At 67.0% G+C, this 14,288-nt stretch carries 14 protein-coding genes; 1 reads left to right on the forward strand and 13 read right to left on the reverse strand.

Features of this window, described 5'->3' with window-relative positions; genetic code table 11:
• Positions 1-36: 36 nt before the first annotated feature.
• From dcd to apbC, 13 genes are all read right to left on the reverse strand, one after another.
• On the reverse strand, positions 37-603 hold the full coding sequence (gene dcd / locus K307_RS42220; protein WP_042886971.1) for a dCTP deaminase: 567 nt from the start codon (positions 601-603) through the stop codon (positions 37-39).
• A gap of 96 nt (positions 604-699) precedes the next feature.
• Positions 700-1,530: a formate dehydrogenase accessory sulfurtransferase FdhD gene (locus K307_RS42225; protein ID WP_042886972.1), complete on the reverse strand. Its 831-nt coding sequence runs from the start codon at positions 1,528-1,530 to the stop codon at positions 700-702.
• A gap of 65 nt (positions 1,531-1,595) precedes the next feature.
• On the reverse strand, positions 1,596-1,979 hold the full coding sequence (locus tag K307_RS42230; RefSeq protein ID WP_042888111.1) for a hypothetical protein: 384 nt from the start codon (positions 1,977-1,979) through the stop codon (positions 1,596-1,598).
• Between the two features lie 37 nt (positions 1,980-2,016).
• Positions 2,017-3,243, reverse strand: a complete 1,227-nt coding sequence (locus tag K307_RS42235) for a formate dehydrogenase subunit gamma (protein WP_042886973.1) — start codon at positions 3,241-3,243, stop codon at positions 2,017-2,019.
• Positions 3,244-3,319: 76 nt separating this feature from the next.
• Positions 3,320-3,556, reverse strand: coding sequence for a hypothetical protein (locus K307_RS42240; RefSeq protein WP_042886974.1), 237 nt, complete (start codon positions 3,554-3,556; stop codon positions 3,320-3,322).
• Positions 3,553-4,242 carry a formate dehydrogenase FDH3 subunit beta gene (gene fdh3B, locus K307_RS42245; RefSeq protein WP_042886976.1) on the reverse strand — a complete coding sequence of 230 codons (690 nt, stop codon included), beginning with the start codon at positions 4,240-4,242 and terminating at the stop codon, positions 3,553-3,555. Before fdh3B ends, K307_RS42240 begins: the two co-directional genes overlap by 4 nt.
• 15 nt (positions 4,243-4,257) lie before the next feature.
• Positions 4,258-7,296, reverse strand: a complete 3,039-nt coding sequence (locus K307_RS42250) for a molybdopterin-dependent oxidoreductase (RefSeq protein WP_042886977.1) — start codon at positions 7,294-7,296, stop codon at positions 4,258-4,260.
• A 71-nt stretch (positions 7,297-7,367) separates the two neighbouring features.
• A complete protein-coding gene (locus tag K307_RS42255) occupies positions 7,368-7,583 on the reverse strand; it encodes a formate dehydrogenase (RefSeq protein WP_042886978.1) in 216 nt (71 codons plus the stop codon).
• Between the two features lie 188 nt (positions 7,584-7,771).
• A complete protein-coding gene (locus K307_RS42260) occupies positions 7,772-8,404 on the reverse strand; it encodes a TorD/DmsD family molecular chaperone (RefSeq protein ID WP_042886979.1) in 633 nt (210 codons plus the stop codon).
• 48 nt (positions 8,405-8,452) lie between these two features.
• Complete coding sequence (locus tag K307_RS42265) at positions 8,453-10,618, reverse strand: 4Fe-4S binding protein (protein WP_042886980.1); 2,166 nt, start codon at positions 10,616-10,618, stop codon at positions 8,453-8,455.
• Between the two features lie 101 nt (positions 10,619-10,719).
• Positions 10,720-11,349, reverse strand: a complete 630-nt coding sequence (locus K307_RS42270; protein ID WP_042886981.1) for a DUF3306 domain-containing protein — start codon at positions 11,347-11,349, stop codon at positions 10,720-10,722.
• A 15-nt stretch (positions 11,350-11,364) separates the two neighbouring features.
• On the reverse strand, positions 11,365-11,898 hold the full coding sequence (locus K307_RS42275) for a DUF3305 domain-containing protein (RefSeq protein ID WP_042888112.1): 534 nt from the start codon (positions 11,896-11,898) through the stop codon (positions 11,365-11,367).
• 42 nt (positions 11,899-11,940) lie between these two features.
• Positions 11,941-13,029 (reverse strand): iron-sulfur cluster carrier protein ApbC, encoded by a 1,089-nt coding sequence (gene apbC, locus K307_RS42280; RefSeq protein ID WP_042886982.1) that lies wholly within the window; start codon positions 13,027-13,029, stop codon positions 11,941-11,943.
• A 346-nt stretch (positions 13,030-13,375) separates the two neighbouring features.
• Here apbC and K307_RS42285 point away from each other — a divergent pair, with 346 nt between their 5' ends.
• A complete protein-coding gene (locus K307_RS42285) occupies positions 13,376-14,014 on the forward strand; it encodes an OmpA family protein (RefSeq protein ID WP_042886983.1) in 639 nt (212 codons plus the stop codon).
• Positions 14,015-14,288: the final 274 nt, after the last annotated feature.

Raw genomic sequence — 14,288 nt, forward strand, 5'->3', positions numbered from 1 at the left:
CCAGCCGTTCCGGCAAACGCCGGCATTGTAATGCGCTCAGGTCTTCGGCAGTGTGACACCGTGCTGACCCTGGTACTTGCCGCCCCGGTCGCGGTACGAGGTCTCGCAGACTTCGTCGCTCTCGAAGAACAGCACCTGGGCGCAACCCTCGCCGGCGTAGATCTTGGCGGGCAGCGGCGTGGTGTTGGAAAACTCCAGCGTCACATAACCTTCCCATTCCGGCTCGAACGGCGTCACGTTGACGATGATGCCGCAGCGCGCGTACGTGCTCTTGCCCAGGCAGATGGTCAGCACGCTGCGCGGGATGCGGAAGTATTCCATCGTGCGCGCCAGCGCGAACGAGTTCGGCGGGATGATGCAGACCTCGCCCCTGAAGTCGACGAACGACTTCTCGTCGAAGTTCTTCGGGTCAACGATGGTGCTGTTGATATTGGTGAAGATCTTGAATTCGTCGGCGCAGCGGATGTCGTAGCCGTAGCTCGAGGTGCCATAGGACACGATCTTGCGCCCGTCGGCCTCCCGGACCTGGCCTGGCTCGAACGGCTCGATCATGCCGTGCTGTTCCGCCATGCGGCGGATCCACTTGTCGGATTTGATGCTCATAGGGTTGGGAGGTAGACACACTTGCTCGGAGTGCGCCGCATTGTACAACCATTCCGCCCCATCACCGTTGCACTGCCGCAAGTACTAAAGTGGTGCTTACGCCACCGCAACTTCAGGCAGCCGGTGGCGGAAGCGCTCGCGCCCGGTATAGAGCAGGAAATGCTTGCCGGTGCAGCGCGCGAACAGCGTCAGGTTGACGCGTCGGGCCATCTGGTAGCCCATCTGCGTCACGCCCGAGCGCGACAGCAGGAACGGGATGCCCATCTGCGCGCCCTTGATCACCATCTCGGAGGTCAGCCGCCCGGTGGTGTAGAAGATCTTGTCGTCGCCGCGCATGTCTTCCAGCCACATGCGCCCGGCAATGGCGTCCACCGCGTTGTGGCGGCCGACGTCCTCGACGAACATCAGCAACTCGGTCCCTTTGAACAGCGCGCAGCCATGGACCGAGCCGGCCTGCTTGTAGACCGACTGCTGCAGCCGGATGGTGTCGATGATGCCGTACAGCGTGTCCTGGTCGAGGATCGTATCGACCGGCAGGCGGATGCTGTCCACCTCGTCCAGCAGCGAGCCGAACACTGTGCCCTGCCCGCAGCCGGTGGTCACCACGCGGTGCGCGGTGCGTTCCTCGATGCGGTCCACGCCAGTGCGCGTGGTCACCGCGGCCGACTCGGTTTCCCAGTCGACCTGCACCGCGGCGATGTCCTCGATCGATTCCACCAGGCGCTGGTTGCGCAGGTAGCCCAGCACCAGGTGCTCGGGCGCGCCGCCCAGCGTCATCAGCGTGACCAGTTCGCGCTTGTCGAGGTAGACCGTCAGCGGCCGCTCTCCCGGCAGGAAGGCCGCGCGCACGCGCCCCTGCTCGTCGACGACTTCAACCTCTTCGATCAGGGGAACGGCTGCCTGGGTAAGTTCGGGACGCAAGGTCATGACGGGAGGGATCGGGGACTGCTGGTGAGGGCCCCGCGCCGTCCAGGCGTGCATCGGGGCTGCGGTTACGGCGCCTTCGCGGACGATTGTACCGCGCCGGGAGTGGACGGTTTGGCGGTGCCCGCGGTGGCCGCCACGGCAGGCGCCGGAGCCGCCGGCGTGGCGGCCGTCGGCGCTACGAACGGGCCCGGATCGGCACATGCCGCGGTCTGCGACGGCGCCCGGGTTTCCTTGCCGTGGGCCTTGCTTTCGGCGTAGTAATGCGAGGCGGTCTTGTCCTGTGCCAGGCACAGCTGGTAAGCGGCGACCTTGTCGGACCAGGCGGCGCGCGCCCTGGTCTCGGCCGCCTTGGCCTGCTGGGCTTCGGTCGGCGCCGGCAACCTGGCCAGCGCGCCGGTGGTGAAGGTGGCGCCGGCGGCCACGGCGATCAGCGTCAGGATGCGTGTCATCGTCGATTGTTCCCGCGTTATCTGGTTGGCGCCGGCATCAGGCTTCGCCAGGGCTGTGCCGCGTGGGGCGCCCCGCCGCTGCATCCGGCCCGGTCGAACGCTGCGCCGGGATCTTGCCGGACTTGATGTCGTCGTACCAGAGCTCGTGGTGCTCCTTGGCCCAGGCCTCGTCCACCCAGCCGTCGCGCATGGCGCGGTAGGCGCCTTCCATGCCGATGGTGCCCATGTAGATATGGCCGCACGCCATCGCGATCATCAGCACGGCCGAGATGCCGTGGATCACGTTGGCGATCTGCATGGTCGAGCGGTAGTAGTCCATGCCCGGCACGATCATGTCGAGCACCCAGCCCGAGGCCGACAGCACCACGCCAAAGATAAACACACCGACCCAGAACCACAACTTCTCGCCGGCATTGAAGCGCCCGCTCGGCACATGCTTGCCGGAGGCCAGGCCGCCGAGGCTGGTCACCCAGCGCATGTCGTCGCGGCTGGGCAGGTTGTCACGCAGGAACACGACGAAGGCCACGATCACCGACAGGGTAAAGATGGGCCCCGCCACGTTGTGCAGGTTCTTCAGCAGGTAGGTCAGCCAGCCGAACAGCATGTGCCCCATCAGCGGCAGCAGGAAATGCTTGCCCAGCAGCATCACGATGCCCGACACCGCCAGCACCACGAACGAGATCGCCATGGTCCAGTGCACGATGCGTTCCAGCGGCGTGAAGCGCTCGATCATGCGGCCGGTGCGCGGTGTGCGCAGCGGGATGGTGCCGCGCCACAGGAAGAAGCCGAGGATGGCCACCGGCACCACCAGCAGCAGCCAGCCGCCCCAGACGGTGATCACGCCGTTGCGGAACAGGCGCCACTTCTGCCCGGTGCGCTGGATCAGTACGCCGGCTTCCTTGTCGGGCAGGCTGCTGTAGTGGCGCTGGTCGGAATTAACCTCGCGCCAGACCGGCGCGTTATTGCCGGGCTGCGTGACGGTGCGTTGCTGCTGCGACTGCGCCTCGGCGGCAACGTCGCGACGCGGGACGTTGAAGATGTTCTCCGACGCAATGCCGGCCAGCGGCTGCGCCGGGTGCGTGGCCGGGTTGTTGGCGTCGGCATTGGCCGAAGATGCCGCCGGACCGGTCGACGGCCCGGGTGCGGGTGTGGGCGCCTGCGCGGCGGCACCGCCGGCCACGGCCATCAGCGCGAGCGCGCCGGCGGCCAGCCAGCCACGCCAGTCCGCGGCACGCGCCTGGCATCGATTGTGAGACGGCGTCATAGGCCCTCCTTCAGCTCAGCGGGCACATATGCCCGCATTCCCGGAACTCGCCGTCCCGGGATTCGCAGCGGCGCGTTCATTGCACCCGGTTGTACTCGTTCTGGTACTGGTTGCGCTGGCGGATCTGGTTATGCCAGCTGGTCTTGTCGCCGGCCGTCCAGCCTTTGGCCACGAACGGATCGTCGGGCGCGCCCTGGAACGCCTGGGCGTCGGCCTTGCGGTGCGACGGGCCGATGGTCTGCGGCTTTTCGCCGCAGGCGGCCAGCAGCACGCCGCACAGCGACAGCAGGGCAATCACGCGGGCGCGGTTCATGATGCCTGTCCTCCCGGTTTGGCGGGTGCGGTGCGTGCACCTGGGGCGTCCGGCGCAGTGGGCCCGGCTGGCGCAGCGGGCGCTCCGGGCGCGGTCTTGGGGACGCCGTAGGCCGTGCCCCAGCCGAACACGTCGCCGCCGGTACCGCGCTTGGTCACGCGGTTGCGCAGGATGTCGGCAATCACGTCGCCGTCGCCGCCCAGCAGCGCCTTGGTCGAGCACATCTCCGCGCACAGCGGCAGCTTGCCTTCGGCCAGCCGGTTGCGGCCGTACTTCTCGAACTCGGCCTCGCTGCCGTTCTTTTCCGGACCACCGGCGCAGAAGGTGCACTTGTCCATCTTGCCGCGCACGCCGAAGGTGCCGGCCGACGGGAACTGCGGCGCGCCGAAGGGGCAGGCATACGAGCAGTAGCCGCAGCCGATGCACACATCCTTGTCGTGCAGCACCACGCCGTCGTCGGTGCGGTAGAAGCAGTCGACCGGGCAGACCGCCATGCAGGGCGCGTCGGAGCAGTGCATGCAGGCCACCGAGATCGACTTCTCGGCGCCGACCATGCCGTCGTTGATGGTGACCACGCGGCGCCGGTTCACGCCCCAGGGCACCTCGTGCTCGTTCTTGCAGGCGGTGACGCAGCTGTTGCACTCGATGCAGCGCTCGGCGTCACAGATAAATTTCATGCGTGCCATGATGTTCCCCTGCCCTTAGGCGAACCGCTCGATCTGGCAAACGGTGGTCTTGGTTTCCTGCATCATCGTCACCGAGTCATAGCCGTAGGTTGTCGCGGTGTTGACCGCTTCGCCCCGCACCACCGGCATCGCGCCCTCGGGGTAGTAGTCCCTCAGGTCCTTGCCCTGCCACCAGCCCGAGAAGTGGAACGGGATGAAGGCGGTATCGGGCCCGACGCGCTCGGTCACCAGCGCACGCACCTTGAGCCTGGCCCCCGTCGGCGTCTTCACCCAGCAGAAGTCGCCGTTGCGGATGCCACGGTCCGACGCCGCGCGCGGGTTGATCTCGACGAAGTTCTCCTGCTGCAGCTCGGCCAGCCACGGGTTGGAGCGGGTTTCCTCGCCACCGCCCTCGTACTCGACCAGCCGCCCGGAGGTCAGGATGATCGGGAACTTCTCGTAGACCTTGTTCTCGATATTGCGCTGCTGCACCGACTTGTACAGCGTCGGCAGCCGCCAGAACGCCATCTTGTCGTCGTGGGTCGGATACTTGGCGACCATGTCGGGCCGCGTGGAGTACAGCGGCTCGCGGTGCTGCGGGATCGGGTCGGGGAAGTTCCACACCACCGCGCGCGCCTTGGCATTGCCGAACGGGTGGCAGCCATGGTTCTTCAGCACCACGCGCTGGATGCCGCCCGACAGGTCGGTCTTCCAGTTCTTGCCCTCGGCCTTGGCCTTCTCGGCGTCGGTGAGGTCGTCCCACCAGCCCAGCTTCTTAAGCAGCACGTGGTCGAACTCCGGATAGCCGGTGGTGATCTCCGCGCCCTGCGAATACGAGCCGTCCTCGGCCAGCAGGTTGATGCCGTCGCGCTCCACGCCGAAGTTGGCGCGGAAGTTGCCGCCGCCGTCCATCACGTGCTTGCTGGTGTCGTAGAGGTTAGGCGAGCCCGGGTGTTTCAGTTCCGGCGTGCCATAGCACGGCCACGGCAGGCCGAAGTAGTCGCCGGTCAGGTCGTAGCCAGTGATGGGGTCCTTGCCCGACTTGCAGCGCAGCGTCTTGACGTCGAACATCTGCATATTGCGCATATGCGACTTCAGCCGCTCCGGCGACTGGCCGGTGTAGCCGATGGTCCAGTTGCTGGCGTTGATCTCGCGCAGGATCGATTCCGGCTCCGGCTCCATCCAGGTGCGGCCGGCGCGCTTGACCTCGATCATCTTGTAGTTCTTCGACAGTTCCTTGCCGAAGCCGAGCTTGTCGGCGAACGCCTGCATCAGCGTCTGGTCGGGCATCGATTCGAACAGCGGCTCGATCACCTTCTCGCGCCATTGCAGCGAGCGGTTGGACGCGGTGCACGTACCCGAGGTCTCGAACTGCGTGCACGCCGGCAGCAGGTACACGGCGCGCTTCGGGTTGACCTTGTCGCCCTCGGCCGGCGGCATGTTGGCCATGGCCGCGGTGGCCGACGGGTACGGGTCGACCACCACCAGCAGGTCGAGCTTGTCCAGCGCCTTTTTCATTTCCAGGCCGCGCGTCTGCGAGTTCGGGGCATGGCCCCAGAAGAACACGCCGCGCACGTTGTTGTCCTGGTCGATCAGCTCGTTCTTCTCGGTGACGATATCGATCCAGCGCGACACCGTCGTGCCGGACTTCTCCATCATCGTCTGCGACACGAACTGCTTCTTGATCCATTCGTAGTCCACGCCCCAGACCGCGGCGTAGTGCTTCCACGCGCCGGTGGCCAGGCCGTAGTAGCCCGGCAGCGAGTCGGGGTTGGGGCCCACGTCGGTGGCGCCCTGCACGTTATCGTGGCCGCGGAAGATGTTCGCGCCGCCACCCGACACGCCGATATTGCCCAGCGCCAGCTGCACGATGCACGAGGCGCGCACGATCGCGTTGCCGATGGTGTGCTGGGTCTGCCCCATGCACCAGACCAGCGTGCTGGGGCGGTTCTTGGCCATGATCTCGGCCACCATGCGGACCTGCGCCTCGGGCACGCCGGTGACTTCCTCGACCTTGTCGGGGGTCCACTTGGCCAGCACCTCTTCCTTGACCTTGTCCATGCCGTAGACGCGAGCCTGCAGGTACTTCTGGTCTTCCCAGCCGTTCTGGAAGATGTGGTACAGCATGCCGAACAGGAACGCGATGTCGGTGCCCGAGCGGATGCGCACGTAGTGGTGCGCCTTGGCCGCGGTGCGCGTGTAGCGCGGATCGACCACGATCACCTTGCAGCCGTTCTCCTTGGCGTGCAGCAGGTGCAGCATCGACACCGGGTGCGCCTCGGCCGCGTTGGAGCCGATATACAGAGCTGCCTTCGAGTTCTGCATATCGTTATACGAGTTGGTCATCGCACCGTAGCCCCAGGTGTTGGCCACGCCCGCCACGGTGGTGGAGTGGCAGATGCGCGCCTGGTGGTCGGTGTTGTTGGTGCCGAAGAACGACACCCACTTGCGCATCAGGTAGGCCTGCTCGTTGCTGTGCTTGGACGAGCCGACGAAGAACATCGAGTCCGGGCCGGTCTGCTGGCGGATCTCCTTCATCTTCGCGGTGATCTCGTCCAGCGCCTTGTCCCAGCTGATGCGCTGGTATTTGCCGTCGACCAGCTTCATCGGGTACTTGAGCCGGTATTCACCGTGGCCATGCTCGCGCAGCGCCGCGCCCTTGGCGCAGTGCGCGCCCATGTTGATGGGCGAATCGAACACCGGCTCCTGGCGGATCCACACGCCGTTCTGCACCACGGCGTCAACGGCGCAGCCCACCGAGCAGTGGCCGCACACGGTGCGCCTGACGACGATGCCGGTCTTGCCGTCGGCGGCCGCCTTCTTGTCGTCGGCCGCATCGGCCTTGCGGATCAGCGACAGCTGCGAGGCTGCCAGGCCGACGCCGACGCCGATACCTGAACGCTTGAGGAAGCTGCGGCGGTCCATGGTCGGCATGGCGCCGGCCAGGCTGGTCGCGAGCCGCTGGGAGAGGCGGCCAGGGCTGCCGGACGCGGCAGACGTGCCGGCATGGTTGGCAAGGCCGTCAGCGAGGCGGGCGGAGGCGCCCTGCGCCGCGCGTTTGCGGGTCAAGATCATGTCTCACCTCAGATGCGGACGATGGTTGCGTCCGGTTGCAGGCGGCGCGGCTGACCACACCGCCCTGGCATTTACACCAGCGTGGTCCGGTAGTACTTGCGAATGTGGTCGGTTACGCGGTAACCCTTGCTGTCCGACGGGGTGTCGGAGGGTTCCGGTAGCGCGGCGGTCGGGCCCGGCATGGCCGGTCCACGCGCTGTCAGTGCTGCCGCACCCGTAGCGGCAGCCACAACTCCAGCGCCCGCGAGAAACGTGCGGCGCGCGACCCTGGTTTGCTTCACTGTCATGTGGGGGCTCCTCGGCTGTCCAAGCCCGATGGTGTTAGCCGTTATGCGTTGTTATGCATATTCTAGAAACAACTGGCAGGAAAGACCATGATATGCACGGGTTTTTCCTGACTTTCGAACTAAATTTGAGATAGATGTGTCGGACCGGGCGCGACACCCTGAATAAGTCGCCCCGCTCCGGTTCGCCTTCAGTTCATCTCCAGCGCGACCGCCTCCACGCCGGCAAAGGCGCTGAGCAACCCGGCCACGCTGCGATAGAAGCGCGCCTGCGGGTGCGCCCTCACTGCATCGCACAATTTCTCCACCCATGGCTGCAAGTGCTGCGCGTAGAAGCGCTGCTGCTCGCCCAGGTTGGACACCGATAGGTCGTCGCCCGCCACCAGGAAGCGCATCACCTCGCACAGCGTGGCGATATGGTCCTCGGTCTCCATCACGCCTTCGTGGCGCTCCAGGCCATAGCGGGCCAGGTCTTCGCGCAATGCCACCAGCGGGCGCTCGTTGAGAAAGCCCGTCATGTAGAAGGAGCCATACAGGAACACATCCTGGCGGCCCACGCCGACGAACAGCTGCCGGTATTCCTCTTCGGCCTCGGCCGCGGTGGTTTCGGATGCTGCGTCGCACAACCCGTTCCACGCCTTGCCGAGCACGGTGTTGGCATCGTCACCCACCGCGCGGTTGGCGGCGATTTGGTGCAGCAAAGCGGCATCGGGTGCGCTATAGAACAGCGTGGCCAGCAGGCCATACAGGTCGGCGCGGGCGGTGTCCTCGGCGTCGTCTGCCGGCGGCATGGCGGTAAGCTGGATCGGCTGGAAATCTGTCATGTCGTGATGAATTGTGCTGATTAATGGCCCGGCTCGGCTCGGCCAGGCTCAACGCAGCGTGCCGCCGCTGACTGTGCCCATGTCCTTTTCCATCATGTCGATCACGCGGCAGTCCTGGCACATCTTCAGGCGCGCGGCCGCGGCGCCGGCAAAGGCCGGGTGCCCGGCCAGCCGCACCAGCATCGACTCCACCATCTGTGCGGTGCCGAACGGCTTGCCGCAGCGCACGCAGTGGAAGGGCTGGGTCTCGTTGAGCGTGACCGGCTGGCGCGCCGCGTCGCCGGCCAGCAGGCGCGGCACCAGCGTGATGGCGTCTTCCGGGCAGGTCTTTTCGCACAGCCCGCACTGCACGCAGTTGCGTTCGATAAAGCTGAGCACCGGGCGCTCGACGTTGTCGCGCAGCGCCTGCGATGGGCACGCGCCCACGCAGGCCATGCACAGGGTGCACTTGCCGGTATCCACGGCAATCGCGCCGATCGGCGAGGCGTGTGGCAGCGGCACGATTTCCGCCGGAACCGGAGCGTGGCGTGCCAGGTGATCCAGCGCAAAGTCCAGCATCTCGCGCTTGGCCGCCACCGCGCCAAAGGGCGCGGGCGGCAGCACATTGCGGCCGGGGCGCAGGGCTGACAGGCCGGCGTCCAACGCGGCGGTATCGGCGGCCTCGACCAGGGACAGCACTTCGCCGTCATAGCCCAGGCCCGCGAGGATGGCGCCGCCGACTTCCATCTGCTCCAGCAGCGCGGTGCGGTACTGCGGCGCCTCGTCGCCGGTCAGCAGCACGGCCACGCGGCTGGCGCCCCAGCACAGCGCGGCAAGCCACAACTCCAGCCCGGCCGAGGCCGGATGGAACAGCGACAGCGGCATCACATTGGCGGGCACGCCCTTCGCCTTCCCGCCGCGGGCGGCGCGGCCCAGCGCCAGCAGCGCGGGCGTGCCGTATTCCTCGCCGTGCAGCAGCAGCACCGCATCGCGTCCACCGGCCTGGCGGTAGGCGGACAGCAGCGTGCGCAGGCGCGATCCCATCGTTTCCGGGCCCGGGTAGCCATAGCTGATGGCCCCGCTCGGGCAGACCGTGGTGCAGGCGCCGCAGCCCATGCACAGGTTGGGCGCGACCTCGATGCGGCCCTTGCCGTCATGCCAGCGCGAAGTGATCGCCTGGGTCGAGCAGATGTCGATGCAGGCGGTGCAGCCGGTGGTCTGGTTGCGGCCGTGCGCGCACAGGTTTTCCTTGTAGCGGAAGAATTTGGGCTTCTCGAACTCGCCCACCAGTCCCGCCAGTGTCAGCGCGAGTTCGTGCTGGCGCGCCGTGTCGGCACCAGCGTGCAGGTAGCCCTGCGGCGGCTGGTGCATGGTAAAGGCCGGCGCATCGCTCAGGTCGAACACCAGGTCGAAACGCCCCTGCGTGCTGCCCTGCGGGCGGTCGAAATCGATCGCCGCGGCGGCGCCGCAGGCGCGCACGCACTCGCGGTGCGAACGGCAGCGCGACAGGTCGATCTGGTAGGTGAAGTCGATCGCGTCTTCCGGGCAGGCCTCGATGCAGGCGTTGCAGCGCGTGCACAGGTCCAGGTCGATCGGGTTGCTGCGGCCCGCGCCGGTTTCCCAGCTGGCCTCGAAGGCGCCCAACCAGCCCGTCAACGAAGCGAGCCGGCCGCTGTGGACCGGATAGTTGCGCGCGGCGGGCTGCGCCGCCGGGTTGGTCCCATTCGCTTCGGGCTTGTCGACGCCGGTCAGCAGCACGGTGACTTCGAGCTGCATCGCGGCCAGGCGCTCGGCCCACGGCAGCGCGCGCTGCGCCGGGCCCATCACCAGCACCGCGCCGTCCGAGCGGTAGTCCACCACCGGCACCGGGTCCGGTTCGGGCAGCGCGGCCACGGCCAGCAGCGCGGCGACCTTGGCATTGGCTGTCTTGGGGTCGCGCCGGGCGCCCTGCGACCAGCCGCCGGTCTCGCGGATATTGACGAAGCGCACCGGCGCGGTCACCACCGCGCGGCCATCTTCGCCGCGCGCGGCCTGGGCGGCCACTTCGGTAAATAGCTGGCGCTCCTGCGTGCAGGCGACGATCACGTCGTCGGTGCCGTCGAGCGCGGCAGTGAAGTCGCCGATCTCGCGCCGGCACAGCAGGCGGTGGACCTTGAGCGGGCCCTGGTTCGCTTCGGACAGTGCCGCCCCGTCAAGCGGCATGGTGTCGTTGCAATTGCAGATCAGCGTCGGCATGGCGAATGCGGCTGACCGGCCCGGACGTCCTTCTTGGCGAGGGGTCTGCGGGCCAGCGGATTGTGAGGATGCCTATTGTAGGCTGCGGTGCACTTTTGGGGCTACGCGCATTTATCCGGGTCTCGCGGGCCCTGTTCTTCGCTTGCTGTTTCGCTTTGTCTTGCGCTTTGACTTGCTGTTTGCTGCGGCGTTTCGACTGGTGCGGGTATGTCCGTAGTGTCGGCGCTGGTGTCGGCGGTGTTGCCCGCGTCGGCGGGCGCCGTCGGCTGTACATCTGCAGGCTCGGCCCTGGCTGCGGCAGCGGCCTGCGCGGCGGCCCGCTCCTCGTCGGTCGGCTCGAACAACCCGAGCGTCTCAGCCTGGCGCAGCTGGCGCAGGATCTCCGGCGGGATCGGGTCGGGCTTGCTGTAGTCGTCGATGTAGGTGTCGAGGCCGTCCATCACGTTGAAGTGCGGATCGGCAAACAGCGTCTTGAGCGCGGCGCGCTTGACCGAGTCGTCGACACCGCGGGCCACAAAGCGCGCGATATTATCGCCGGGGCGCAGCGCGGCCACGTCGTCCAGCGTCGGCGCGGGCACCTCAGGCACCGCTTCGGTGGCCGGGGCTGCGGTCACGGCGGCTTCGGCCGGCACCGGGACCTGCTCTGGCGCTGGCTCTGGCGGCACGGCTACGCCCTCCCGCACCGCGGCCTTGCGGCGCGACCAGCGTGACAGGAAGGACGGATCACTCATTGGCGCGAGGTCGGTTCAGTAGCGCGCGCGGTCCTGCGGCGCCTTGAAGGATTCGGGCCGGCGCCGCTGCTTGGGCTCGGGCCGGTAGTGCTCGTTGACGTAGGCCTGCAGCCATTCGCGCTGCTCGGGCGCGAGCGGCACGTTTTCGACGATCTCGCCCGCGTCGAGCCAGCGGCCGGCTTCGTTGTAGGACAGCGTGACGGTCATCGGCACCGGGTGTGCGTCTTCGCCGGTGCCACCGCCATCCTCGTCCTCGGGCGTGCGCCACAGCACGAACCAGCACGGCGTGGTCGAGGTCAGGTTCAGGTAGTAGCCCTCGCCCTGGTCGCGGAACAGCTCGACCTCGAAACCGGGGTACAGCCAGCGCGCGCCGTGTTCATCGTGCTCCAGGCAAACCGGGTGCGTGCCGAACTCGCCCAGGTCCGGCAGCACCGCATCGAGCTGCCACTTCCATGGCTGCCAGCGGTTGGCCAGCGCCACCTTGCGCATCACCACCGCCATCGTGACGGCGGGGCGGGCGCCCGGGGGTGGCGTCTCTGGCACGGGCATGACTTCGGTTTCCATGGTCTGCCGGCGCGGCGAGCCGCGCGCTCAGGTGTTCTGCACGACGATGCTCGGGAACTTGCTGGTCATGTCGCGCGCCTTGTCGGCGACCTTGATCGCCACCTTGCGCGCGATGCCGCGGTACATCTCGGCCACCGGGCTGTCGGGCTCGGCCACCACGGTCGGGCGGCCGGAGTCGGCCTGCTCGCGGATCTGCAGGGTCAGCGGCAGGCTGCCGAGCAGGTCCACGCCGTAGTCGGCGCACATCTTCTCGCCGCCGCCGTGTCCGAAGATATGCTCGACGTGGCCGCAGTTCGGGCAGCAGTAGACCGCCATGTTCTCGACGATGCCGAGGATGGGGATGCCCACCTTCTCGAACATCTTCAGGCCCTTCTTGGCGTCGAGCAGCGCGATGTCCTGCGGCGTGGTCACGATCACGGCACCCGTGACCGGCACCTTCTGCGACAGCGTCAGCTGGATGTCGCCGGTGCCCGGCGGCATGTCGACGATCAGGTAATCCAGGTCGTGCCAGTTGGTCTGGCGCAGCAGCTGTTCCAGCGCCGAGGTCACCATCGGGCCGCGCCACACCATCGGGTTGTCCTGCTCGATCAGGAAGCCGATCGAGTTGGCCTGCAGCCCGTGGCCTTCCAGCGGCTCCATGGTCTTGCCGTCGGCGGATTCCGGTCGGCCGTCGATGCCCAGCATCATCGGCAGGCTGGGGCCGTAGATATCGGCGTCGAGCATGCCCACGCGCGCGCCTTCGGCAGCCAGCGCGAGCGCCAGGTTGACCGCGGTGGTCGACTTGCCCACCCCGCCCTTGCCCGATGCCACCGCGATCACGTTCTTCACGCCCGGCAGCAGCTTGACGCCGCGCTGCACCGCGTGCGCAACGATCTTCATGGTCACGGCCACGCTGACATTGGTCACGCCCGGCAGCTCCCGCAACGCGGCAACCACCAGCTTGCGGATCGGGTCGAACTGGCTGCGCGCGGGGTAGCCGAGTTCGACTTCCAGCGACACATCGCCGCCGTCGACACGGATATTCCTGGCCGAGCGGGTGGACACCAGATCCTTGCCCGTGTTGGGGTCGATGACGGTGCGCAGGATTTCGGTGACCTGCTCAGTGCTGACGCTCAAGACAAACTCCGCTTTGATTGGATGTGGGGACGGACGCTTAACACGCGTCACGACTGGCGCGTAATGTATCAAAGTATGCAGCACCGGCCATGAGGGCGGTAATCCGCGCGCAATACCCTCCGCGGGGTGGGGGATTACAGACAATTACAAATCTCACAACCTTGCACTTGTGCGCGCGCCGTCATATCCATATTGTAGTGCGGTTGGGCGGCCCGGCATGGCACATCGCCGCCGCACGGGACCCGACGCGCACAAAGGCGCACAAAGGGTTACCTGAGCACCGCCCTGGGGGTACCATCGCGATTCGGTACCCAGAACATTTACGGGAACATCAGAAGGAGAAAGCATGAAGATCAAGCTTGTCACCGTCTCGCTCGCCGCCGCCACGCTGCTGGCCGCCGGTTGCGCCACCGAACAGCAGACCCATACAGCGGTCGGAACCGGCGTGGGCGCCGCAGTTGGCGCCGGGCTTGGCAACCTGATCGGCGGCAATACCACGGGCACGCTGGTCGGCGCGGCCGTGGGCGGTGCCGTTGGCGGTGCGACCGGCTACAACTGGAACACCATCCGCGGCAAGCTGGGCAAGGACACCGCCGGCACGGGCACCCAGATCACCGAGCAGCCGGACGGCTCGCTGAAGGTCAATATCCCCAGCCAGGTGACCTTCGATACCGACAGCGCCACGATCAAGCCGTCGTTCCGCTCGGTGCTCGACCAGGTTGCGCAGACGCTGGGCCAGCACCAGGACGTGAGCGCAAGTGTCGTCGGCCATACCGACAGCACCGGCAACTCCAACTACAACATGCAGCTCTCGCAGCGCCGCGCCCAGAGCGTGGCCGGCTACCTGGGTGACCACGGCGTCGCACGCAACCGGCTATCGGCCGAGGGCCGCGGGCAATCCCAGCCCGTGGCGGACAACGCTACCGAGGCCGGCCGGGCACAAAATCGCCGCGTCGAAATTTTTTTGAAACCAATTCAGGGGTGACCCGGTCATAGAAACAGGTGCCGCTTGCCACCGTTGCTGGCTCGCGATGGGTGGCTGACCTCCCGGGCGGTACCTGATTTCTCCTCCTTTTCCGTTGTGGAAAGCTGCGCCGGCACTGACCGGCGCTTTTTTTTTTGCCCGGAAGGTTTGCGCTAAGCAGAGGTCTTTCAGACTATTCCGCCATGCGGAACCGGCGCGTGCGCCGCGCCCAGTTGCTAAAATAGCCCTTTCCCGGCACGCGCTCGCCTTTCTGGCTGGCGCCGTCCCCACGATA

Origin of the sequence: Cupriavidus necator A5-1 (genome assembly GCF_000744095.1) — a bacterium.
GTDB lineage: Bacteria > Pseudomonadota > Gammaproteobacteria > Burkholderiales > Burkholderiaceae > Cupriavidus > Cupriavidus necator_A.

What these genes read in the sequence shown, in the direction of transcription:
- dcd (WP_042886971.1), bottom strand. Translation starts at nt 603, where the DNA reads ATGAGCATCAAATCCGACAAGTGGATCCGCCGCATGGCGGAACAGCAC.
- K307_RS42225 (WP_042886972.1), bottom strand. Translation starts at nt 1,530, where the DNA reads ATGACCTTGCGTCCCGAACTTACCCAGGCAGCCGTTCCCCTGATCGAA.
- K307_RS42230 (WP_042888111.1), bottom strand. Translation starts at nt 1,979, where the DNA reads ATGACACGCATCCTGACGCTGATCGCCGTGGCCGCCGGCGCCACCTTC.
- K307_RS42235 (WP_042886973.1), bottom strand. Translation starts at nt 3,243, where the DNA reads ATGACGCCGTCTCACAATCGATGCCAGGCGCGTGCCGCGGACTGGCGT.
- K307_RS42240 (WP_042886974.1), bottom strand. Translation starts at nt 3,556, where the DNA reads ATGAACCGCGCCCGCGTGATTGCCCTGCTGTCGCTGTGCGGCGTGCTG.
- fdh3B (WP_042886976.1), bottom strand. Translation starts at nt 4,242, where the DNA reads ATGGCACGCATGAAATTTATCTGTGACGCCGAGCGCTGCATCGAGTGC.
- K307_RS42250 (WP_042886977.1), bottom strand. Translation starts at nt 7,296, where the DNA reads ATGATCTTGACCCGCAAACGCGCGGCGCAGGGCGCCTCCGCCCGCCTC.
- K307_RS42255 (WP_042886978.1), bottom strand. Translation starts at nt 7,583, where the DNA reads ATGACAGTGAAGCAAACCAGGGTCGCGCGCCGCACGTTTCTCGCGGGC.
- K307_RS42260 (WP_042886979.1), bottom strand. Translation starts at nt 8,404, where the DNA reads ATGACAGATTTCCAGCCGATCCAGCTTACCGCCATGCCGCCGGCAGAC.
- K307_RS42265 (WP_042886980.1), bottom strand. Translation starts at nt 10,618, where the DNA reads ATGCCGACGCTGATCTGCAATTGCAACGACACCATGCCGCTTGACGGG.
- K307_RS42270 (WP_042886981.1), bottom strand. Translation starts at nt 11,349, where the DNA reads ATGAGTGATCCGTCCTTCCTGTCACGCTGGTCGCGCCGCAAGGCCGCG.
- K307_RS42275 (WP_042888112.1), bottom strand. Translation starts at nt 11,898, where the DNA reads ATGCCCGTGCCAGAGACGCCACCCCCGGGCGCCCGCCCCGCCGTCACG.
- K307_RS42285 (WP_042886983.1), top strand. Translation starts at nt 13,376, where the DNA reads ATGAAGATCAAGCTTGTCACCGTCTCGCTCGCCGCCGCCACGCTGCTG.